Genomic DNA, 23,737 nt, shown 5'->3' with positions numbered 1-23,737 from the left:
AGCGCTATTTCGATAGCGCTTTTAAGGAAAGATGGATTATTTGGTTGCCAATCCGTCAAGGAAACGTTCAGCATCCAGTGCAGCCATACAGCCTGTACCTGCTGAAGTGATGGCTTGACGATACACATGATCCATAACATCTCCGGCAGCAAAAATCCCCGGAATGGAGGTCTGGGTGGCATTACCATGTAATCCAGATTGGACTTTAATATATCCGTTTTCCAGTTCAAGCTGGCCATTAAAAATGCCAGTATTCGGGCTGTGGCCGATGGCGATGAAAACGCCAGTGACATCCAGTTCTTCAGTATTGTCACTTTTCGTATCACGAATACGGATACTCGTAACCCCCATATCATCACCTAACACTTCATCCAGAGTTCGATCGGTATGCAGGATGATATTGCCGTTCTTGACCTTCTCCATCATACGGTCAATCAGGATCTTCTCCGAACGGAAAGTATCACGGCGGTGAATCAAATGAACTTCAGAGGCGATATTTGCTAAATACAGAGCTTCTTCAACGGCAGTATTACCTCCACCGACTACGGCAACTTTTTGTTTGCGATAGAAAAAACCATCGCATGTTGCGCAAGCAGACACACCACGACCTTTGAAATCTTCTTCGGAAGGCAATCCGAGATAACGGGCTGAAGCACCTGTTGCGATGATTAAAGCGTCACAGGTATATTCTTGGGTATCCCCATATAAATAGAATGGTCTTTTTGAAAAATCAACTTTCTGGATATGGTCAGAAATAATTTCTGTTTGAAATTTTTCAGCGTGTTGGAACATACGCTCCATCAAGCCTGGGCCAGTCAGCCCTTCAGGATCACCAGGCCAGTTTTCAACCTCAGTCGTGGTGGTCAATTGGCCGCCTTTTTCCACCCCTGTAATGAGAACAGGGTTTAAATTAGCGCGGGCCGCGTAAACAGCAGCGGTATAACCAGCAGGACCTGAACCAAGAATGATGAGTTTACTGTGTTTGGCTGTGCTCATGAATACCTCATTTCCATTATCTCGTATTGCGAATTTAGGGATTGTAGGAGAAATAATAAGTTAAAAAAAGCGATTATCAGATAAAATATTCATGTTATTAACGATTTTACCGATAGATAGTAACTATGATGTAATCGAAATGTAAGAAGAGATTGTTTAACCTTCTGAATCGAACATCATTTATACATTTAAGATATTAAACAAGCTATTGAAACGATTTACTGAAAATTTGTTTGGCAGGTTGTTCTGATTTTTGTTCATTTACTTTGACAATCGGCTGTGCATTTGCGAAAACATCTGTGTAAGAGATAATTATCTACCTCGCTAATCAATTGTTTCTATAGAATAGACAAATAGGTGTGGGTGATTTTCTCATAGAATATAAAAATTGCCGTTAGGCTGCTTTCTGAAAGATCATAGTGTCTTGGGAGAATATGTTCTGGAAAATGGTTTTCTGGGTAGTCGTATTTTAGTCAACCGAATTCTAGGAAACCGTATTCTGGGAGATTTTAGTAGGCCTCAAACCTTGGTTATAGATTGAGCTTTAGCCTTTGAAGACATCTTTTCCAGCTCAACCGCTTGAAAGAGATAGGGAAAATGTTATGGGTGTAGGAATATAAAGAGAGAGCAATAAGATGATTGATAATAAGAAGCGTCCAGGAAAAGATCTTGATCGTATAGATCGTAATATCCTTAACGAGTTGCAAAAAGACGGCCGTATTTCTAACGTGGAGTTATCCAAGCGGGTTGGTTTATCACCAACGCCTTGTCTGGAACGTGTACGTCGCTTGGAGCGTCAGGGCTTTATCTCTGGCTACACCGCTTTGTTGAATCCTCATTACTTGGATGCATCATTGCTGGTATTCGTTGAAATTACTCTGAATCGTGGTGCGGCAGATGTATTTGAACAATTTAATACTGCTGTCCAGAAGCTGGAAGAAATCCAAGAATGTCATTTAGTTTCTGGTGATTTTGACTACTTACTGAAAACGCGTGTACCAGATATGTCTGCATACCGTAAATTACTCGGCGAAACCCTGCTGCGTCTCCCAGGGGTTAACGATACCCGTACTTATGTTGTTATGGAAGAAGTGAAACAGAGTAACCGTTTGGTGATTAAGACTCGTTAAGCCTTTGCCTAACTAAAATGTACAGATGCAAAACAGGAAAAACTTAGGTACACTCCTGTTTATGCATACAGTTTCAACGCTGAGCTATCCTCAGCGTTGTTCCGTTTAATCAACAGGAAAACCTGGAGAGCCTTTCTTGAACCAGGAATATACAGAAGACAAACGTGTTAAGTTAAAAAAAATAAGCAGTGGCCGACGGCTTCTGGAAGCCGTTCTGTTGGTTATTGCCATTTGCGCAGTGTACTTGATGGTAGCGCTTGTCAGTTTCAATCCCTCCGATCCCAGTTGGTCACAAACGTCATGGCATGAACCTGTTCATAATTGGAGTGGCAGTGTTGGAGCCTGGTTATCAGACACACTATTCTCGGCATTTGGTATTCTTGCCTATGCAGTCCCGCCGTTAATGCTTTTAGGCTGTTGGAATGCTTTCCGTCAGAAAGATAGGCAAGAGTATGTTGATTTCTTCGCATTCGCATTACGTGTCATTGGTGCTTTGGCTCTGATACTGACCTCATGCGGCTTGGCTGCACTCAATATTGATGATTTTGATGAATTTGCTGCCGGAGGGGTTGTCGGTAACTTATTCAGCAATGCAATTCTGCCTTGGTTTAATATCCTTGGTGCGACATTGGCTCTGCTTGGTGTCTGGGCTGTTGGACTCACATTATTTACGGGCTGGTCATGGCTCACGATTGCGGAAAGAATTGGTGCGGTGATTCTGGATTCACTCAGTTTTGTGGTAAACCGTAGCCGTAATGAAGCTGAATATGACGATGAAGAGTTAGAAGGTGCACCAGTTTTGCATTCAGGCAGTGAGCAGAAACGGGCTGAACATGCGGATAAAAATGGAATATCTAGGGCAGCCGTTGCTAATGAAACGATAGATGAAGATGATATATTGCTGACATCTCCAACGGTAGTCGAATTAGTTAATACAGATTTAGAGTTGCAGACTACTTCAACCCTTCCTGCTATAGAAGAAGATAGCGAAAAATCTCAGAAAAATAGTTCATCTGAACCCATTTCCGCAGAAGTGATTGCGCCAGAAACCGTGTTATCAGAAACGGTCGAATATTCATTTGACAGCGAGCACACACCGCAACCAGTTATTCTGCCAGTAGCGACCTCACCAGAACCTATGCAAGCTGAATTAGGGCATAGGGCAGAAGAAGAGCAAGGACAAGAACAGGGACAAGAGCCTGTTCGTTATGCATTTGAATTACCCGCCGATTATCAACTGGATACAGAATCAGACAATAACAATCTGATAAATACGGCGGCGAGTGTTGTCAGTTCTGCCGTTGTAATGAAAAACCCTCAGGTTAAACAGGGTATTGGCCCTGAAATGCCTCGCCCTAATCCTGTCAGAATACCTACACGCCGAGAATTGTATGGTGTTAAAGTGCCCTCTCATCGTTTGGCGGAACATCTGCAAAAGGAAGAAAAAGAAAAGCAGAATGAACTGATTGCAGAAACTAATGAACAGCAAATGGATGAGCAACAGCAAAGCATGCTGCGTCAGCAATTCCTCGAACAGCAAAGTGAGCGCTATGGTTTTGATTTTGAATCGGAAAACAAAGAGTCGCATGAGGAAACTACGTCGGTCTATAGACAACAAACAGTAGCTGCATTTACGGATAAAAATAGTACGGAAAATAGCGTAGTTGAACAGGAAGCGCAGGAAGAATCGTTGCGAATAGAATTTGAGCAGCAGCAACGTGAACGTTACCAAATAAACCGACCTGTTGCTTCAGCACAACTTTCAGTACAAGATGAAAAATCGGAGTTTACCCATTTGCCTCAGAGTGATGATCTTGGTAAACCCGAGCCTGCTGAACCTACATTGATGCCAACAAAATCATCGATTCAACAAATTCAGGAACAAAAAATAATTCCTGTTTCTGCTTCCCATGAATCGATAATTCAGCATACTTTTGCGCAGCAAGCGCAGCAGGATAGTCTGTTCCATCCATTCTTGATACGCAATGATCAGCCATTGCCAAAACCAACAACGCCGATGCCTTCTCTAGACCTTCTGGCGAAACCGCCAACTGAAGAAGAACCGGTTGATATGTTTGGTCTTGAACAAATTTCTCGTTTGATTGAAGCCCGTTTGAATGATTATCGCGTCAAAGCGGATGTTGTTGGGTTTTCACCTGGCCCTGTCATTACACGTTTTGAATTGGATCTAGCTCCTGGGGTTAAAGCCTCCCGTATTTCCAATTTATCGCGTGATCTTGCTCGTTCACTTTCAGCGGTGGCCGTTCGTATTGTGGAGGTTATTCCGGGGAGACCTTACGTTGGTCTAGAATTACCCAATAAGAAACGCCAAACAGTTTACCTGCGGGAAGTCCTGGATTGCGAGAAATTCCGTGATAATCCATCACCGTTAACTATCGTTCTTGGGAAGGACATTGCGGGGCAGCCAGTTGTTGCTGATTTGGGTAAAATGCCTCACTTGCTAGTTGCAGGAACCACCGGATCGGGTAAATCAGTGGGGGTTAACGCCATGATCCTCAGTATTCTGTATAAAGCGAAACCAGAGGATGTTCGCTTTATCATGATCGACCCGAAAATGCTCGAATTATCGGTTTATGAAGGTATTCCACATTTGTTGACCGAAGTTGTCACCGATATGAAAGATGCGGCTAATGCATTGCGCTGGTGCGTGAATGAAATGGAAAGACGCTACAAGCTGATGTCAGCCCTGGGTGTGCGTAATCTTGCCGGGTATAACGACAAGATCAAACAGGCGGAAAATATGGGGCGCCCAATTCCTGATCCTTTCTGGAAACCGGGTGACAGTATGGATGCAACGCATCCTATGCTGAAAAAAGAGCCTTATATCGTTGTTATGGTTGATGAATTTGCCGACTTGATGATGACAGTTGGGAAGAAAGTGGAAGAATTAATTGCACGCTTGGCCCAGAAAGCACGAGCAGCAGGTATCCACTTGGTGTTGGCAACGCAGCGCCCTTCTGTTGATATTATTACTGGATTGATTAAAGCGAATATTCCGACGCGTATTGCATTTACGGTGTCTAGTAAAATCGACTCCCGTACCATTCTTGATCAAGGTGGAGCAGAATCATTACTTGGCATGGGTGATATGCTTTATTTGGCACCAAACTCTTCCATTCCTGTGCGTGTTCATGGTGCATTTGTACGTGATCAAGAAGTCCATGAAGTAGTTAATGACTGGAAAGCCCGTGGTCGTCCTCAATATATCGATAGTATTATCAAGGGCGGAGAAGAAGGTGAAGGCGGTTTGGGGTTTGATAGCGATGAAGAGCTGGATCCCCTGTTTGATCAAGCAGTCGAATTTGTAACTGAAAAACGTCGTGTTTCCATTTCGGGAGTGCAACGCCAATTCCGTATCGGATATAACCGAGCGGCTCGGATTGTCGAACAGATGGAAGTACAGCAGATTGTCAGTACACCTGGTCATAATGGCAATCGTGAAGTTTTGGCACCTCCGCCGCACGAGCATTAATCATTGTTGTTAAAGGCAATGCGGTATCGGCTATTGAAGCTGATAATAATATGAATTGAAGGTATCTCGCACATGAAAAAACTGATGTTGATTGGTTGTCTGATGATGGGTGTGAGCGTGGGTTCTGCATGGGCTGATGCTACGCAGGATCTGCAAGGGCGTTTGGGCAAAGTAAATAGTTTTCATGCCAGTTTTACTCAAACGGTCACAAGTAATGATGGTTCAACGATCCAAAAAGGAGAAGGAGAACTTTGGATCAAACGCCCTAATTTATTTAATTGGCACATGACATCACCTGATGAGAGCGTTTTGGTTTCCGATGGCAAAACTCTGTGGTTTTATAATCCCTTTGTTGAACAAGTGACAGCGAACTGGTTAAAAGATGCAACGGGAAATACGCCATTTATGTTAATTGCGCGTAATGATTCCGCTGACTGGAAACAGTACAAAGTTGTGCAAAATGGCAATAATTTTGAGTTGGCTCCCAATAATACCAATGGAAATTTAAGACATTTTTCAATTACTGTGACACCAGAGGGAACGATCCAGAAATTTACGGCGGTTGAACAGGATGGACAAAAAAGCGCCTATCAATTGAAAGGGCAGCAAAACGCCAGCGTGGATGCGGCAAAATTCAAATTTACCGTACCAGAAGGTGTTACACTGGATGACCAACGCCAGTGAGGTTTAAGTGAACAACCTTTCACTCGATTTTTCACAGAATGAATTTCAGCCACTGGCTGCAAGAATGCGGCCAGTTACATTAGATCATTATATCGGTCAGCAGCATTTACTGGCAGAAGGAAAGCCTTTACCAAGAGCGATCCGGGCTGGATACCTCCACTCTATGATTTTGTGGGGACCACCAGGAACAGGAAAAACAACTCTGGCCGAAATTATTGGTTACTATGCACAAGCCGATATTGAACGAATCTCGGCAGTGACATCCGGCATTAAAGAAATTCGTGAGTCCATAGTAAAAGCACGTCAAAACCGTAATGCTGGGCGTAGAACCATCTTATTTGTGGATGAAGTTCATCGATTTAATAAAAGCCAGCAAGATGCGTTTTTACCGCATATTGAAGATGGTACGATCACATTTATTGGAGCAACGACTGAAAATCCTTCCTTCGAATTAAATTCAGCGTTGCTGTCACGGGCCCGTGTCTATTTACTGAAATCGCTTTCAACGCCAGAAATTGAGCAGGTACTCATTCAGGCCATGAACGATAAAGAGCGTGGCATTGGTGAGCAAAATATCATTTTACCGGACAATACCCGCCAGATGATAGCAGAGCTTGTTGCGGGAGATGCGCGTCGCTCACTGAACTTGCTGGAAATGATGTCAGACATGGCAGAAGTCAATACTCAGGGGCCGCGGGTTCTGACACTGGAATTGTTAAAAGAAGTGAGCGGGGAGCGGAGTGCGCGGTTTGATAATAAAGGTGATCGATATTACGATTTAATTTCTGCCTTGCATAAATCAATCCGTGGTTCGGCACCTGATGCTGCACTTTACTGGTATGCCCGAATCATTACCGCAGGGGGTGATCCACTTTATGTTGCCCGAAGATTACTGGCGATTGCTTCTGAAGATGTGGGTAATGCTGATCCACGCGGAATGCAGGTAGCTATAGCTGCATGGGATTGTTTTACGCGCGTGGGTGCAGCGGAAGGAGAACGGGCAATTGCACAGGCGATTGTTTATCTTGCGTGTGCACCGAAAAGCAATGCGGTTTATGCAGCCTTCAAGGCAGCGATAGCAGATGCACAAGATAAGCCAGATTACGATGTTCCTGCCCATCTGCGTAACGCGCCGACTAAGCTGATGAAGGAAATGGGAGTGGGTGAAGCGTATCGCTATGCTCATGATGAAGTAAATGCGTATGCTGCTGGTGAAGTTTATTTCCCACCAGAAATGCAACAAACACGTTATTATTATCCGACAGCCAGAGGGCTGGAAGGTAAGATTGGAGATAAATTAAACTGGCTAATGGAACAGGATCAAAATAGTTCGATAAAACGCTATCGTTAATCTTATTGATACGGTAAGGTTTATATCCAATAGATTTCAGCTTGGTTAATTTATTCGGGCCGATTTAATCACCTTTTCACAATAACAATTTTCTTAATAACAAGCACAGGACTAGCATGCTCGATCCAAATATACTGCGTAATGAGCTAGACGCAGTCGCCGAAAAACTGGCTCGCAGGGGTTATACCCTTGATGTGGAGATGCTGCGCAAACAAGAAGAGCGCCGCAAAGTTTTACAAGTTGAAACTGAAACCCTGCAGGCAGAACGTAATTCCCGATCGAAGTCTATTGGCGCAGCGAAAGCTCGTGGTGAAGATATCGAACCACTGCGTCAGGAAGTGAATCAGTTGGGAGAAAAACTGGATTCAGCAAAAGCTGAACTGGAAGCGTTGCAGGCAGAGATCCGTAATCTCGCATTAAGCATGCCGAATATTCCTGATGATTCTTCTCCTGATGGAAAAGATGACAGTGATAACCTGGAAATTGGCCGTTGGGGTGAACCACGCCAGTATGATTTTGAAGTCAAAGATCATGTATTGCTGGGTGAACTGACTGGCGGTCTTGATTTTGCTGCTGCGGTAAAATTGACTGGCTCACGTTTCGTGGTAATGAAAGGTCAGATCGCTCGTCTGCACCGCGCTATCGCGCAGTTCATGCTGGATTTGCATACTGAACAGCACGGTTATCTGGAAACCCATGTCCCTTATCTGGTTAACCATGATTCTCTGTACGGTACGGGTCAATTACCTAAGTTTGGTGAAGACTTGTTCCATACCAGACCATTGGAAGAAGAATCTGGCAGCAACTATGCTTTGATCCCAACTGCGGAAGTACCTGTCACTAACTTGGTTCGCGATGAAATTCTGGATGAAAGCGCATTGCCACTGAAAATGACGGCACACACGCCTTGCTTCCGTTCTGAAGCGGGCTCTTATGGTCGTGATACCCGTGGTCTGATTCGTATGCACCAGTTTGATAAAGTTGAGTTGGTTCAGATTGTTCATCCTGAAAAATCCATGGATGCACTGGAAGAACTGACAGGGCATGCTGAGACAGTATTGCAGTTACTGAACTTGCCTTACCGTAAGATGTTGCTGTGTACTGGTGACTTGGGAGCGAGCGCAAGAAAAACTTACGATCTGGAAGTTTGGTTGCCAGCGCAAAATACGTACCGTGAAATCTCCTCTTGCTCTAACATGTGGGATTTTCAGGCTCGTCGTATGCAAGCGCGTTTCCGTGGTAAAGATGACAAGAAAACCCAGTTGGTGCATACACTGAATGGCTCTGGTCTGGCAGTAGGTCGTACTCTGGTTGCGGTTATGGAAAATTATCAGCAAGCAGATGGACGTATCGAAATCCCAGAAATATTGCGTCCTTATATGAATGGATTGGAATACATTGGTTAATAATCTGTATTCTTAATAAAAAAGCGCCGAATCATGGCGCTTTTTTTGTGGGTAAATATCAGGAAGGTAAGTTTGAGCAGTACTCACATTCCTAACTTAGCTGATATTAGATATCTCTAAACATCACCGATCTAAAGTATAGTTCCTTTCATAGTGGAGATGATTATTTTTATTATCCATGATTTTCAAACTCCATTTATTATCCATAAATTGTAATTAATCTTTTTATTTCTCAGTGTTTTTTTCTTTTTTATAAAAAACATTGCGATAAGAAGAATAATAGGCCGCCATATGCAGTGGTGTTGTGAACAAAAGACCCAATAAAAATGGAATGGCGGAAACAAAAATCAAAAGGCCAATAAATAAACAGAATAATAGTGTCCCTAAAAGGTTTTTGCATATAGCATTTAGGCTGGTTGAAAGAGCTTTTCCTACATTGAAGTTATTAAGTACAATTAATGTAGGAGCAAACCAAGAATATGCAGTAGATAAAAATAAGGAGATTAGGATAGCAAAGAGAGATAAAAATGATGAGGATGAACCATCATCAAAAGTTATTGAATTATAATCATCATATAAAGAGATACCACTAAAAATAACCTGATATAAGTCGTCACCATCTATAAGTGCAGCAGTGAGATATCCTAATAGTTTTATTCCACAGACAACCATGCCGACCGCAAGTAGCACACCAAATTTATACTGAAAACCATAGAAAAGTCGTTCTAATTCAAATTTACCAGTGGTTCTTTGTGTTTCACAAACGGCAATAATCCCAGCAATAAATAAGGGTTCCAGTAAATTAGATAGGATAAAGCCAAGATAAGGAATCAATGCAATACCTAAGGTGATGGCCCCATAGATAATTCCCATTAAAACCCACATGCCAAGCCTAGGAGATATAAAATCCCATGCATCACCTATCCAGCCGATGGCTGTACTCACACTAACTGTTTGGCCATTGGAAATGAAGACATAGTCGTCATTAGTTGAATCGTTAGATATTTTTTCTAAATTTTGATTATCCATTTTTTTATTTCCTATTATTAAATAATTCCGTATTCTAAATACACAATGTTGTTAAAGAATAATAAAAAAGCGCTAGTTATAGCGCTTTTTGCATATGGATATCTGTTAACAAGTATTTAGCTGATTAAGCTAGATTTTGTCTCTTTTTCTTCTGGCGCATAAAAAATACTGCGGTAGGTTGTATAATAGGTTGCCATATACATAGGTGTGGTTACAAGCAGGCCTAAGAGTAATGGAATTGCGGAAATAAATATTAGAATGCCCATCAGTAAGAAAAAGAGAAAACCACCGAATAAGTTTTTCTTTACTGCGCTCAGGCTCATGGATACTGCTTCACCGAATTTTAGGTCATTAATGATGATCAGAGCAGGAGCAAACCAGCTAAATGCAAGGGCAACGAGGCTAAAGAACAGCATAACAAAGGCTGCCAGCATTAAAGTAGAAAGGCTGCCCACTAATAGCATTGAGTCTGGGTCTTGCCCAGCTAAAATCATTTGAAGTAAGCTTGTACCTCCGAGCATAACGGCAGCAATGCCACCAAGTATGTATATGCCTATAACAAGCCCACCAACAGCAACCAATGAACCGAGTTTATCCTTAAATCCATGGAAAAGTGATTCTATTTCGAAGTTGCCTGTTGTTCTCTGTTTTTCACTAGCAGCGATGAATCCAGCAATAAATACTGGACCAAACAGAGCTACTACAATACTGACGATAGGAATAAATTGTAAAACTATTGTGATAACTAGATAGACTAAGGTTAGTAGTATCCATTTTATTGGTTGTGCTTTAAACATTTCCCAAGCATTACCAATCCATTCTGTCGCTGCCCCGGCTCCTGCGGCACGACCGCCAGGAATGAATGTATCCTTCTTCTTGCTCAGGGATACATTATTTTCCCCTGAATTGAAATTAATATCTTGAGTGTCCATTTTTTTCCGATTTATCTTAATTAAGTAGTGATTGTTGAATTAGTTTTTCTCTATTTCCATCCCACTAACACAAATTGTTAGAGAAAACGGCAGGATTATCATATAAAAATTATTAATCAACAAGTATTAATTGTGATTCTTATCAGTGGATTAATGTGTGGTTTTTATCGGTATTACTGAATATATTGAAGAATTTTTTTGATTGTTAGGATATAATTTTAGTTTAATCATCTAATTTATCTTTACATAAAGTAAATGATTTTATTTTTGCCATTAAATAACGTATGTTTTTAGATTAAAATATTTTAATCTGGTATCAGAATTCTAGTCTAATTTATTGTTTTATTCTCATATTGTTATGGTGAAAATCTAACCTTGTGTTAGGCTTGGGTCCGATAAAACAATAAAGTGCTTTAAATATTGGCTGGTCATAATTAATTGATGCAATTAAAAAGAAAAATGAAAGCTCGATCTGGCACTTAATTTAAGTAATATCAGGCTGAGTACAGCCTGATATTGTGATAACCCATTACAATTAATAAATTAATTGAATCAATTTTTGTTTAACCATGGTATTTTGGATATGTACACACCATATAAGACAGTTAGGTTTTCAAATCAAATGTAATTAATACGCCTTTGTGGTCAGATGGCCAAGTTCCTTTAGGTTGTTGAAACTTATCATGGGAGGTTTCTTCAACACGTTTGCCCCTAACGATGCTACCGGAGGGGCCAGCAATAACCGCGTTTTGTACTGTTAAGCGCGGATCAGTATGATAAAAAATAAAATCAATGCGTTCACGTTCATCTGCTTTGGGTGCCCATACGAGTTTGCTAATCTCAACGTTTACGTTATTGGCGGGCCAGGTAAAACCTGGATATGCGACTGGATTGGGATATTTTACTCGATAGGTATCAAGATAATCCGCATTCGTCAATAATCGGGTACTAGTCCAAGGAACAACGGTGCCGTGATGGTCGAACAGATTTTTTGTTTTATCTGACCAATCCAGCCAAGACGGCTCATTAAAATCGCCAGCTAGTATAATAATACGGCTGTTATTGATTTCATTTTTAGCATTATTTATAAATAAGTTAATCGAATTTGGGCGCTTGGAGTCATTATTTTCTTTCAAGATATCATCAATATTGGTATCTGGGCCATTGGGTAACTCTTTCCAAGTATTACCATCATAACCTCTGGGAAGATAATTGGCCGCATTCTTGTAATCTAAATGACCTGAGTAAAAATCTATATAAGTGTTATTTATCTGAATTAATGCTTTAGTGAATCTGTCGAAACTACTATGTTTAATGATAGGGTAGCGAGAAAGAATGCTGGCATCATTTTTTGATTTGTAAGAATAATATGTTAAACCTCTATCATTAAGAGTTTTGACTAACTGTTTAGTAAAATCAATATGATTATAATTTTTCACTTCATTAAGTGATATAAGATCAGCATCAGCAGAAGTTATCGCATTTACGATACCTTCATAGCCTCCTTTAACTGGAGTGCCTTCTAACCAAATATTTAATGTGAAGACTTTTAATGTGGTTTTATTATTCTTACGCTTAATATCGACTTGGTTTTTATTATCAGTAGACACATTGTTATAATTTATCAATGCGTTATCATTATTTTCTACTATTTGTCTATTTGATTTCAACGCTATGCTATTGGCTTGTGTATTTAATGAAACTAATAAGATATATGATATGAAGAAACAATAAATTAAATTTTTCATAATGATATCCTCCTAAGTGATAATATAAAGTAATTAGCTCCCTTGTTATTGGCAAGAAATATTAGATCGAATCTAAGTCATTAAGATGATTTTTTGAAAAAACTGACTTCAAGTGATTGAGAGTCAGTTTTTCTTAAGAAGAATAGCCTGATTTATTAGGCTTGTAGTGAGGAAAGGGGATAAATCTAATAGATCACATGATGCCCATAACTACTCAAAATTTTCTTTACCTTATCCATTGTCTCTTTTGATGGGGGATGAACATCTTCCAATTTATATTCTTCACCCATGGCAATCCATTTATGTTTGCCAAGTTCGTGGTAAGGTAATAATTCAATCTTTTCAATATTTGCCATGCCCTTGGTGAATTCACCAAGTAAATGAACTGAGTGATCATCATCCGACCAGCCGGGAACGACCACATAGCGAATCCAAGTTTTTTGATTGCGTTTTGCCAGATAACGAGCAAATTCGAGAGTTCGATGGTTGGAAACACCGATTAATTTTTGGTGGATATCATCATTAATTTGTTTTAAATCCAGCATAACAAGGTCGGTATCGTCCAACAGTTCATCAATAACCGGATCATAACGACGAACAAAGCCATTGGTGTCTAAACAGGTATGAATGCCTTCTGCATGGCAAGCCCTGAACCAGTCACGGACAAATTCAGCCTGAAGAATCGCTTCTCCACCAGAAGCTGTGACTCCACCACCAGAAGCATTCATAAAATGGCGATAGGTTGTCGCTTCTTTTATTAATTCTTCAACAGTCACGGTTTTTCCGCCATGGGTATCCCAAGTATCGCGATTATGGCAATAGAGGCAACGCATCAGGCAACCTTGGAAAAACGCGATAAAGCGGATACCCGGGCCATCAACGGTTCCGCAAGATTCAAAAGAGTGGATACGACCAAGTACGGGCATGAAAGGATTTCTCCAGAAACTGACAAAGCTAATAAAGGCCCCAAGCATTAAGAGGCCTTTAGTGTATGTCATTTCAATAGAAAATAATGACATTTTGAGGTAACACAATTCTAATTAACTCTATTCTTAACAATGAATTTCAGTAGTTACATTGTTTGAGTAAAGGTACGGGTGATAACATCTCGTTGTTGTTCTTTAGTCAAAGAGTTAAACCGCACAGCGTAACCCGATACGCGAATAGTCAACTGAGGATATTTCTCAGGACTTTCCATTGCATCCAGCAGCATTTCACGGTTCATTACGTTGACGTTCAGATGCTGACCACCTTCAATATCCGTTTCGTGATGGAAGTAGCCATCCATCAGACCCGCCAGATTCGCTTTACGTACATCATCGTCTTTACCCAGCGCATTAGGCACGATAGAGAAGGTGTATGAAATACCATCTTTAGCATAGGCAAATGGCAGTTTAGCAACAGAAGTCAGTGAAGCAACCGCTCCTTTTTGGTCACGTCCATGCATTGGGTTGGCTCCTGGTCCAAATGGTGCGCCAGAGCGACGCCCATCAGGAGTATTACCGGTTTTCTTACCATAAACTACGTTAGAGGTAATGGTCAGGACAGACTGTGTTGGAGATGCATTGCGGTATGTTTGCAGTTTCTGGATTTTCTTCATGAAGCTTTCAACCAGATCACAAGCGATATCATCGACACGCGGGTCGTTGTTACCAAATTGTGGGTACTCACCTTCAATGTTGAAATCAATTGCCAAGCCATCTTCATCACGGATTGGCGAAACTTTCGCATACTTAATTGCAGATAGTGAGTCAGCTGCCACGGACAGACCCGCGATACCACATGCCATGGTACGGAATACATCACGATCATGCAGTGCCATCAATGAAGCTTCATAGCTGTATTTGTCGTGCATATAGTGGATGATATTCAGGGCAGTGACATACTGTTTCGCCAACCAATCCATGAAATGATCCATGCGCGCCATGACCTTGTCATAATCCAGCACGGCATCTTTCATTGGTTCTTCTTTCGGGCCAACCTGCATTTTCATTTTTTCATCCACGCCGCCGTTGATGGCATACAGCATGGTTTTTGCGAGGTTTGCACGGGCACCGAAGAACTGCATTTGTTTACCGACAATCATTGGGCTGACGCAGCACGCAATAGCGTAGTCATCGCTGCTGAAGTCAGGGCGCATCAGGTCATCGTTTTCATATTGCAGGGACGATGTATCGATAGACACTTTTGCTGCGAATTTTTTGAAGTTAATTGGCAGCTTCTCAGACCACAGGATGGTCATGTTAGGCTCTGGAGATGGTCCCATGGTGTACAGTGTATTCAGGAAACGGAAACTGTTTTTAGTTACAAGGGCGCGGCCATCCAAGCCCATGCCTGCCAGTGATTCAGTTGCCCAAATTGGGTCACCAGAGAACAGTTCATCGTATTCAGGAGTACGCAGAAAACGTACCATGCGCAGTTTCATCACCAGATGGTCGGTCAGTTCTTGGGCTTGTTGTTCAGTCAGTTTGCCTGCTTGAATATCGCGTTCGATGTAGATATCCAGAAAGCTGGAAACACGACCGAAGGACATTGCTGCACCATTTTGAGATTTAACTGCTGCCAGATAGGCAAAGTAAGTCCATTGTACCGCTTCTTTGGCATTGATGGCTGGATTGGAAATATCATAGCCGTATTTAGCCGCCATCTCTTTGATTTGACCAAGAGCGCGGTGCTGCTCAGCAATTTCTTCGCGCAGGCGGATAGTCGCTTCCAAATCTTCGCCGTTTTCCAGTTTTTCTTGCAATGAAGTGAATTGAACATATTTTTCATTACGCAGAAAATCGATGCCGTACAGTGCAACGCGACGATAATCACCGATGATGCGGCCACGGCCATAGGCATCTGGCAGACCAGTCAACACACCGGATTTACGGCATTTCAGGATATCAGGTGTATAAACATCGAATACTCCCTGATTATGCGTTTTGCGATATTCAGTAAAAATTTGTTTCAGTTTTGGATCCAGATTGCGATTGTAGGCTTTGCAAGAACTTTCAACCATCTTAGTGCCACCAAATGGAATGATGGCACGTTTCAGAGGTGATTCGGTTTGCAGGCCAACGATTTGCTCCAGATTTTTTTCAATATAACCAGCATCATGAGAGGTAATTGTAGACGCAACGTTAGTATCAAAATCTACCGGCGCATGAGTACGGTTTTCGATTTTGATACCTTCCATGACTTTTTCCCACAAAATATCTGTCTCTTTTGTGGCGCCTGCAAGGAATGATTCATCACCTTCATACGGAGTATAGTTTTTCTGAATGAAGTCACGAACGTTGACTTCATTCTGCCAGCTACCCTCGTTAAAACCTTGCCATGCTACAGAAAATTTTTCATTTAACTCGGACATGATACTTCTACCTTTTAACAGTGGAACTTTTAAGAAATCTGGCGTGGAGGCGGATTAGCTCTTTTTGCCGCCACGTAAATAAATGAACCAATAAGTCAACCCAATCAATACCGTACCACCAATAATATTACCTATTGTCACAGGGATCAGGTTATCGGTAATAAAGTTTGAAACGGTGATCTGAGGAAACTGTTCGGGGGTTGCTCCCACTTTCTCCCAGAATTCATCTGGCGCGAAGTTTTTGATAATAATCCCGAACGGAATTAAAAACATGTTAGCGATACTGTGTTCAAAGCCACTGGCAACAAACATACCAATTGGCAGTATCAACGCGAACAACTTATCGATCAGACTACGTCCCGCATAGCTCATCCAGACCGCAAGGCATACCATCAGATTGGCTAAAATGCCTAAACACATCGCTTCAATAAAGGTATGGTGCATTTTATGATCTGCTGTCTGTAATACATTCAGCCCCCAAGCACCATTGGCAACGGTATATTGGCCTGAGTACCAGATTAAGGCCACGAAAAACAGTGCACCAATCAGATTACCGATATAAACGTTAATCCAGTTTTTCAGCATTTGCGACCAAGTAATACGCCCTGTCGCTTTTGAAATGATCGTCAATACGGTGGAAGTGAAGAGATCGACACCGCATATAACCACCAACATTAAGCCAAGAGAAAAACAGATCCCGCCAGTTAATTTTGCCAATCCATAAGGAATGGAAGATGTTCCTGTCGTTGCTGTAATATAAAAAACAAAAGCAATGGAGATACACACACCTGCCATGATTGCCGATAAATAAGTCACTGCGGGATGTTTATTAACTTTATATACACCACTATCATCAGCGATTTGTGCCATTACAGCAGGTGGGAATAAATTAAAAGGGTTGTCAGTTTTCATCCTAACACTCTCTTTATCCATGATTAATTATAGCACGCAATGATAGTAACAAACGGATATGGATCTGAATTTGATATGGATCATGTTAGACCAAAAGTCTAGTGAATCATGACTGTCTAAATACGATATTTTTACTTTAATATAATGATTTGTATTGGAAAAATATTTTTTAAAATTTATAAAAATATTTTATATAAAGGATTTTGGGGATTTCAAATATGAAAAGTAAAAGAACAGGTTAAATTGTCATTTATTTGTTATTTCAAAATGAATTATATTTAACCTGAATTTTACTTTTAATAAACTTTAATGTAGTTGTTTATTTATTTGCCCAAAACACACGTTTGGTTTTTTGCAGTTTTTCATAGGCATTCAATAATGCCTGATGTGCTGGCAATGCTTTTAACTCTGAATCGACAGACCATAGGCCGTGGAAGCCGTTCTCTCCGGCAATGGCAGCGGAAGCTGCATCGACAGTATCTTGACCATACATTTTAACGAATGCCTGATAATACTGTTCTGGCTCGCGATCTTCTTCTTGGGTCAACAGCAACAAGGTTTGCAGGCAACGATAATAATTAGCTCGCTCAGCGGTGAAAATAGAAGCATTGAAATCTTGTGTCCATTCAACCCAAATCAGTGCTTGTTCCAGATCGTTTCCGGCCAGTGCCAGCATGGATTTCAATTCACCGATACGGAGATTGCTCCACCCGTTGTCTTTACCCGCAGCAATACCCAATAATTCACGAACGCGAGTAAAGTCATCCAATCCTTCATCATCCAATTGTTCAAGAAAAGTAAGATATTCTTCTGGCTGCCATTGACTCTCCGGCAACGCCAGGATCGTGTCACGCAGGTGAGTTCCCATTGTGTTATTGGCAATGTGCAGATCTTCAACCGGATAAATATCTGACATACCGGGCACCAGAATACGGCAGGCATAAACCTCAAGGTGCTCATAATCAGCAATGTAGACATCAGCATCCAGCGTATTGAAGATACCCATCAGGGTAGAAAATTCGTCTTCTGTCGTTCCGCTGAAATTCCAGTCAGCAAATTCATAGTCGGCATCCTGTTTGAACAGATCCCAACTAATTGCACCGCTTGAGTCAATAAAGTGAGTTTCCAGATTGGTATGCTCTGAGACTTCTTCATCATCGAAACTTGGTGGAGTAAAGACATCCAGATCTTTCAAGCTACGGCCTTGCAGCAATTCTGTGACAGTACGTTCCAGCGCAACGCCAAAATCAGGGTGGGCCCCAAAGGATGCAAAGCAAGTTCCATTATTGGGATTGAACAATACGACGCAAATTACCGGGAATTGACCTCCGAGTGAAGCATCGTAGCAATAAAGTGGGAAGCCTTCTTCCTGTAATTTATTGACTGATTCAACCACGCCAGGATAGCGGTTCATAATGTCTTGTGGGATTCCGGGTAAGCTAATGCATTCTGCAATAATGCGGTTTTTCACATAACGTTCGAACACTTCAGATAATCCCTGAACGCGCGCTTCGCTCATGGTATTGCCGGCTGACATGCCGTTTGAAACATATAGGTTTCCGATAATATTCATCGGAATATAAATAGCTTGGTTATCTGACTGACGAATGAATGGCAGAGCACAGATCCCACGTTCTTCATTACCAGATTGTAGATCAATCAATTGGCTGGCACAGAGTGCATTGTCTGGGTTGTAAAAACGGTGCAGGCGTTCGTCTAAAATACCTTCTGGCAGGGAATCATCTTTTGGCAGCGGGAACCATTTTTCATTTGGGTAATGAACAAACTCGCCATTGGCAATCGTATCGCCAAGGTAAAAATCAGCAAAGAAATAGTTTGTCGATAGGCGCTCAAAATATTCTCCCAATGCAGAAGCCAATGCGGCTTTCTTGCTGGCTCCCTTGCCATTAGTAAAGCACAGAGGGCAGTCGCGATCGCGGATATGAACCGACCAAACATTAGGGACAGGATTCAGCCATGAGGCTTCTTCGATATTAAAACCAAGGGATTCTAGCTTGTGCTGAAATCGATTAATGGAGTCTTCCAATGCGGCATCTTTGCCTGGGATATAGGTTTGCGTCATCGTAGTTCACTTCAATTTCTGTTAGAAGCCGCATATCATACGGCGTTTTTTTTGTCCGCTCTATCAATTCCCAAAAATTATTGTTAATTAGAGTTTATTTATTCTTGGTTTACATAATAAAATAGTTTTTTTACAAGAGGTTAAATAATGAAAAAGACTAAAAAAACAGCAATAGCCGGTTTTCTGGCTTTAGTCAGTGGTTCTGCTTTCGCTTTGCCAAATATTACCGTTTTGGCAACAGGAGGCACGATTGCTGGGGGTGGGGAATCAGCAACTCAGTCTAGTTATACAGCCGGTAAAGTGGGTGTTGATGCACTGTTGAATGCTGTACCAGCTATCAAAAACATTGCTGACTTGAAAGGTGAGCAGGTTGTCAGCATCGGTTCTCAGGACATGAACGATCAGGTTTGGCTTACTCTGGCGAAAAAAGTCAATGCAGATTGTGATAAAACCGATGGTTTCGTTATCACCCACGGTACTGACACTATGGAGGAAACCGCTTATTTCCTCGATTTGACGACTCAGTGTCAGAAACCTATCGTGATGGTTGGCGCAATGCGTCCGTCCACTGCACTGGGTGCTGATGGCCCATTGAACCTGTACAATGCCGTTGTTGTTGCCGCTGATAAGAACTCTGCAAACCGTGGCGTACTGCTTGCGATGAATAATTCTGTTATTCATGGCCGTGACATCGGTAAATTGAGCACAACTGAAGTTCAGGCGTTTCAGGCTGTGAATGCGGGTGCACAGGGCTTCGTTCACAACGGTAAAGTTAACTATTACTCTGCAGTACCAGTAAAAGCTAGCAAAGCGGCTTTTGATGTTAGTAATTTGGACAAACTGCCAAAAGTTGGCATCGTTTATAACTATTCCAACGCATCTGATCTGCCAACAAAAGCTTTCGTTGAAAATGGCTATCAGGGCATTATCAGCGCGGGTGTAGGTAACGGTAACATCTATACATCCATTCTCAATACGCTGGCTAAAGCTGCTCAAGATGGCGTTGTAGTTGTTCGCTCCAGCCGTATTCCTTTCGGCTACACTACCCAGAATGCTGAAGTTAACGACAGCAAATATGGCTTTGTAGCATCAGAGCGTCTGAACCCACAGAAAGCCCGTGTTCTTCTGCAACTGGCTCTGACTCAGACTACTGATGCAGCAAAAATTCAGGAAATGTTCAGTAAGTATTAATTCCTGAATAGATATGATAAAAAGGCGCATTAAATGCGCCTTTTTATATTCCATTATCCAGATAGAACATTTATTTTCCACAACTACCCTGAAAATCTTTAACTTTTTTAGGTGTTCCATCACGGCCATTATAAACTGAAATATTGATACATTTATTTTTTACATTCATCAGTAAAAAATCACCTTGGAATAGAGCACCGCTATTATATATTTTGGCATCACTAAAGATAGGATCCCCTCCATTCTCATTGGATTTTTTGACCTGATGAGTATGACCAATAAATACAGCCATGACATTATATTGATCAATTAAATTTTTGAATTCTTTTTTCTGCTGATCTGTACTATTTTGAATAAAATGTTGAGTACCATCGTGAAAATTAAGAATGCTTACTTTCCCTCTGGAATGCGCTTTGGCTAAGTCATTTTTTAACCATTCCATCGATGTTTTTATATATATCGTTGATGCAGCGTAGTGATCTAATGTAACCCAATAAGTTGGGTAGTTCTGTAGTTGGACATAATGAATTTTACCAAAATCCCATGAATAGGCTAAACTACCGCTGCGTTTATTATTATTGTAATTACTACTGAAATTTAATAGTAATTCTTTTTGATACCTGTTATTTATTTCTGAATCCATATTATCTACAGACCATCTTGCACAGGCGTTTTTACTAAAATCAAATCCTTCTGTGCAATCATTTACATTGTTTTGGTAATCATGATTACCGAGACCGAAGTAAAATGGAAATAATAATTCATTATATATATTATAAAAACTATTTCTAGTGGATTGTCGACCAAACTCAGTCATATCTCCATTGATAATACCGAAATCTACTAACCCTTTCAGGTGTAGATCGTTAATACTTTTTACAACACTCCGATTTCTATTTTCCCAGGGATTCTTATTTGCAGAAGAGTTAGGATCTCCAGTTTCTAATCTCCATGGCTGTGGGTCAGACATAACAATCACCTTATAATCCCGGGTTAAATTTTTTTTAAAGAAAGTAACTTTTATTTCAGTATTATCCCCATTTCCTCCAGAGTAACCTGTTAAGTAACTATCTGATTTATCTGTTTTTATATTATAGGAATTACTTCCCAAATAGGGATTATTCCAGTGTATGGTTATTTTGGCTCCATCTGAGGCTTTGTATACGGCAGTCCCTTCTGTTCCAGTCATAAAGCCACTGGATTCAGACATAAAAGTTACCAGTCCACCTGTTAATATTTTTTTGGGTGGATTGATGCTCCATATGCCGTGTTTTAAGGATGAGGAGTCGAGTATTAAAATACCATCGGTACTATTTTTTAAGCTAATAAAAGTTGACCTGGCTGCTCCAATGGCAGAAACAGATGAAAATATTAATATAATAAAAAATATATAATTTAGGAAAATTGATTTTCTTTCTTTCATTTTTATACCATCCTATTTGTTTTATAGATAGTCACATATTGTCTGAGATGTGTTTTATTTTATGTTGCATTAGCATAAGCGATCTTTATAAAAAATAAGGCGAGTTATTTAATGTATCAATGTTGCATGTGAAATATAGGTTTTATGAAAAATAATAATTACTCTTTAAGATTATTCGGTTATGTTATTATATTTTAAGTTATCCCTTTATTTGCTTTCTGTTACTATATAATTTGAAACCTATTTGGTATAATTAAAAAATCAAAGCAGTCCAGATATTATGTCTTTATTTTGAATGAATCTAAAGTGAAATAATTATTTCTGTCAGGAAAATAATCCGCGTGAATTATAAATAAAATTATATGCGTGTAAATTTTCTTATTTTATTACTTTGTAATAAAAAATGTGTTATTTAAAGAAATAAAACAAAGTTGTATATAATGGATAAGTTACTTTCATTGATGTTTTAAACTTTAGGATCAAAATTAATTGGTGCTATAATTGATTTTTTAAAAGTATAAGATTAATACGGAATGATTAGAATAGCTATAATGTGTGGATTAGCAATATTCATTCAATAATGTTCTTCGAATTTTAAATAAAGATACATCAAATGTGTGGTTAGCAAGTCACGCTTTGTTCTAAATTTGTATATTTAGTTTATTGTTGACATGAATTTTTAATTTTCGCTATAAATTGAAACCAATATTTCTTTGACTCTCTTATTGGTTTTTTAATGCTCAGATTTTCAATAACGTGATCTATCAGTTAGCTATACAGTAGCTTGCAACAATCTTTTAATAACCATTGCAGCGGCAGAGCGGGAGTGATAAAACCAATGCATTCGATTTTATTGTATCCATTGATAGGGTGAAATTAATGAATCAGGTATATAATTTCAGCGCTGGTCCGGCTATGTTGCCAGCAGAAGTATTACGCCGTGCAGAGCAGGAGCTTTGCAATTGGCATGGTCTGGGAACATCTGTGATGGAGATCAGCCACCGTAGTAAAGAATTTGTGGCGGTTGCGGCTGAAGCAGAAAAAGATCTACGAGATTTATTAGCGATACCTGAAAATTACAAGGTACTGTTTTGTCATGGTGGTGCTCGTGGGCAATTCTCGGTTTTGCCACAGAACTTATTGGGTGACAAATCGACAGCAGATTATATCGTTAGTGGCTATTGGTCTGAATGTGCAGCGAAAGAAGCAGAAAAATATTGCACACCCAACGTCATTGATATCAGAACAGAAACGGATGGCATCAAAAATGTGAAACCGATGAGTGAATGGGTTTTGAGCAGTGATGCGGCCTATGTCCATTATTGTCCTAATGAAACTATTGAAGGTATGGCCATTTTTGAAGAGCCTGATTTTGGCGATGATAAAATCGTGATTGCCGATTACTCTTCAACAATACTGTCCGCGCCAATTGATGTTAGCCGTTATGGCGTCATTTATGCTGGAGCGCAAAAAAACATCGGGCCTGCGGGGATTACAGTGATCATTATCCGTGAAGACCTGTTGGGCAAAGCGCACAAGCATACTCCATCAATTCTAGATTATACCGTGCAGGTTCAATACGACTCTATGTATAACACGCCACCGACTTTTGCATGGTATCTGTCTGGCATGGTATTCAAGTGGCTGAAAGAGCAAGGGGGATTACAAGAAATCAGTAAACGCAATCATGCGAAAGCGGAACACCTCTATCGTGCCATTGATAACAGTAATCTGTATATCAACTGCGTTGCTCCTCAAAACCGTTCTATCATGAATCTTCCATTCCAACTGGCTAATCCGACGCTGGATGGTCAGTTTTTGGAAGAAGCCCATGCACAAGGACTGCATGCGTTGAAAGGGCATAAAGTTTTGGGTGGTGCTCGTGCTTCCATTTATAACGCTATGCCTTATGAAGGCGTAAAAGCCTTGGTTGAATTTATGGCTGATTTTGAACGTCGTAACGCATAATGTTTTATTATCGGGGGGATGAAACCTCCCGATGCC

16 protein-coding genes are annotated in these 23,737 nt (G+C 40.6%); 7 read left to right on the top strand and 9 right to left on the bottom strand.

Going from position 1 to position 23,737, the window contains the following annotated elements; translation table 11 throughout:
• Positions 1-36: 36 nt before the first annotated feature.
• Positions 37-996: a thioredoxin-disulfide reductase gene (gene trxB, locus H8A87_RS07315; RefSeq protein ID WP_198689319.1), complete on the bottom strand. Its 960-nt coding sequence runs from the start codon at positions 994-996 to the stop codon at positions 37-39.
• Positions 997-1,631: 635 nt separating this feature from the next.
• On the opposite strand from trxB, the gene lrp reads away from it, so the two are divergent.
• From lrp to serS, 5 genes are all read left to right on the top strand, one after another.
• Positions 1,632-2,126, top strand: coding sequence for a leucine-responsive transcriptional regulator Lrp (lrp, locus tag H8A87_RS07310; RefSeq protein WP_004256338.1), 495 nt, complete (start codon positions 1,632-1,634; stop codon positions 2,124-2,126).
• A gap of 136 nt (positions 2,127-2,262) precedes the next feature.
• Complete coding sequence (locus tag H8A87_RS07305) at positions 2,263-5,619, top strand: DNA translocase FtsK 4TM domain-containing protein (RefSeq protein WP_198689318.1); 3,357 nt, start codon at positions 2,263-2,265, stop codon at positions 5,617-5,619.
• Between the two features lie 72 nt (positions 5,620-5,691).
• Complete coding sequence (gene lolA / locus H8A87_RS07300) at positions 5,692-6,303, top strand: outer membrane lipoprotein chaperone LolA (protein WP_198689317.1); 612 nt, start codon at positions 5,692-5,694, stop codon at positions 6,301-6,303.
• A 7-nt stretch (positions 6,304-6,310) separates the two neighbouring features.
• Positions 6,311-7,654: a replication-associated recombination protein A gene (locus H8A87_RS07295; protein ID WP_198689316.1), complete on the top strand. Its 1,344-nt coding sequence runs from the start codon at positions 6,311-6,313 to the stop codon at positions 7,652-7,654.
• Positions 7,655-7,770: 116 nt separating this feature from the next.
• Positions 7,771-9,060 carry a serine--tRNA ligase gene (gene serS / locus H8A87_RS07290; RefSeq protein ID WP_198689315.1) on the top strand — a complete coding sequence of 430 codons (1,290 nt, stop codon included), beginning with the start codon at positions 7,771-7,773 and terminating at the stop codon, positions 9,058-9,060.
• Positions 9,061-9,285: 225 nt separating this feature from the next.
• On the opposite strand, the gene H8A87_RS07285 is transcribed toward serS, so the two are convergent.
• The 7 genes from H8A87_RS07285 to ycaO form a co-directional block, all read right to left on the bottom strand.
• A complete protein-coding gene (locus H8A87_RS07285; RefSeq protein WP_198689314.1) occupies positions 9,286-10,089 on the bottom strand; it encodes a BPSS1780 family membrane protein in 804 nt (267 codons plus the stop codon).
• A 116-nt stretch (positions 10,090-10,205) separates the two neighbouring features.
• Entirely contained in the window at positions 10,206-11,021 is an 816-nt protein-coding gene (locus H8A87_RS07280) for a BPSS1780 family membrane protein (protein WP_198689313.1), read from the bottom strand.
• Positions 11,022-11,626: 605 nt separating this feature from the next.
• Entirely contained in the window at positions 11,627-12,769 is a 1,143-nt protein-coding gene (locus H8A87_RS07275) for an endonuclease/exonuclease/phosphatase family protein (RefSeq protein ID WP_198689312.1), read from the bottom strand.
• Between the two features lie 185 nt (positions 12,770-12,954).
• On the bottom strand, positions 12,955-13,695 hold the full coding sequence (pflA, locus tag H8A87_RS07270; protein WP_198689311.1) for a pyruvate formate lyase 1-activating protein: 741 nt from the start codon (positions 13,693-13,695) through the stop codon (positions 12,955-12,957).
• Between the two features lie 146 nt (positions 13,696-13,841).
• Entirely contained in the window at positions 13,842-16,124 is a 2,283-nt protein-coding gene (gene pflB / locus H8A87_RS07265) for a formate C-acetyltransferase (RefSeq protein WP_198689310.1), read from the bottom strand.
• Between the two features lie 54 nt (positions 16,125-16,178).
• Positions 16,179-17,036: a formate transporter FocA gene (focA, locus tag H8A87_RS07260; protein WP_198689309.1), complete on the bottom strand. Its 858-nt coding sequence runs from the start codon at positions 17,034-17,036 to the stop codon at positions 16,179-16,181.
• Between the two features lie 319 nt (positions 17,037-17,355).
• Positions 17,356-19,119 (bottom strand): 30S ribosomal protein S12 methylthiotransferase accessory factor YcaO, encoded by a 1,764-nt coding sequence (ycaO, locus tag H8A87_RS07255; protein WP_198689308.1) that lies wholly within the window; start codon positions 19,117-19,119, stop codon positions 17,356-17,358.
• Positions 19,120-19,266: 147 nt separating this feature from the next.
• On the opposite strand from ycaO, the gene ansB reads away from it, so the two are divergent.
• A complete protein-coding gene (gene ansB / locus H8A87_RS07250; RefSeq protein ID WP_198689307.1) occupies positions 19,267-20,310 on the top strand; it encodes an L-asparaginase 2 in 1,044 nt (347 codons plus the stop codon).
• A gap of 70 nt (positions 20,311-20,380) precedes the next feature.
• On the opposite strand, the gene H8A87_RS07245 is transcribed toward ansB, so the two are convergent.
• Positions 20,381-21,733: an aegerolysin family protein gene (locus H8A87_RS07245; RefSeq protein ID WP_198689306.1), complete on the bottom strand. Its 1,353-nt coding sequence runs from the start codon at positions 21,731-21,733 to the stop codon at positions 20,381-20,383.
• Between the two features lie 879 nt (positions 21,734-22,612).
• Between H8A87_RS07245 and serC the strand changes: the two genes are divergently transcribed.
• Complete coding sequence (gene serC / locus H8A87_RS07240; RefSeq protein WP_198689305.1) at positions 22,613-23,701, top strand: 3-phosphoserine/phosphohydroxythreonine transaminase; 1,089 nt, start codon at positions 22,613-22,615, stop codon at positions 23,699-23,701.
• Positions 23,702-23,737 lie beyond the last annotated feature (36 nt).

Origin of the sequence: Xenorhabdus lircayensis (assembly GCF_016306625.1) — a bacterium.
Lineage (GTDB): Bacteria > Pseudomonadota > Gammaproteobacteria > Enterobacterales > Enterobacteriaceae > Xenorhabdus > Xenorhabdus lircayensis.
This window is presented reverse-complemented; position numbering and strand designations above follow the sequence as displayed.

Excerpts from the sequence above, each read along its gene's own strand:
- lrp (WP_004256338.1), top strand. The coding sequence starts at position 1,632 with ATGATTGATAATAAGAAGCGTCCAGGAAAAGATCTTGATCGTATAGAT.
- pflB (WP_198689310.1), bottom strand. The coding sequence starts at position 16,124 with ATGTCCGAGTTAAATGAAAAATTTTCTGTAGCATGGCAAGGTTTTAAC.
- H8A87_RS07285 (WP_198689314.1), bottom strand. The coding sequence starts at position 10,089 with ATGGATAATCAAAATTTAGAAAAAATATCTAACGATTCAACTAATGAC.
- focA (WP_198689309.1), bottom strand. The coding sequence starts at position 17,036 with ATGAAAACTGACAACCCTTTTAATTTATTCCCACCTGCTGTAATGGCA.
- lolA (WP_198689317.1), top strand. The coding sequence starts at position 5,692 with ATGAAAAAACTGATGTTGATTGGTTGTCTGATGATGGGTGTGAGCGTG.
- serC (WP_198689305.1), top strand. The coding sequence starts at position 22,613 with ATGAATCAGGTATATAATTTCAGCGCTGGTCCGGCTATGTTGCCAGCA.
- H8A87_RS07280 (WP_198689313.1), bottom strand. The coding sequence starts at position 11,021 with ATGGACACTCAAGATATTAATTTCAATTCAGGGGAAAATAATGTATCC.
- trxB (WP_198689319.1), bottom strand. The coding sequence starts at position 996 with ATGAGCACAGCCAAACACAGTAAACTCATCATTCTTGGTTCAGGTCCT.
- H8A87_RS07275 (WP_198689312.1), bottom strand. The coding sequence starts at position 12,769 with ATGAAAAATTTAATTTATTGTTTCTTCATATCATATATCTTATTAGTT.
- pflA (WP_198689311.1), bottom strand. The coding sequence starts at position 13,695 with ATGCCCGTACTTGGTCGTATCCACTCTTTTGAATCTTGCGGAACCGTT.
- ycaO (WP_198689308.1), bottom strand. The coding sequence starts at position 19,119 with ATGACGCAAACCTATATCCCAGGCAAAGATGCCGCATTGGAAGACTCC.
- ansB (WP_198689307.1), top strand. The coding sequence starts at position 19,267 with ATGAAAAAGACTAAAAAAACAGCAATAGCCGGTTTTCTGGCTTTAGTC.
- H8A87_RS07245 (WP_198689306.1), bottom strand. The coding sequence starts at position 21,733 with ATGAAAGAAAGAAAATCAATTTTCCTAAATTATATATTTTTTATTATA.
- serS (WP_198689315.1), top strand. The coding sequence starts at position 7,771 with ATGCTCGATCCAAATATACTGCGTAATGAGCTAGACGCAGTCGCCGAA.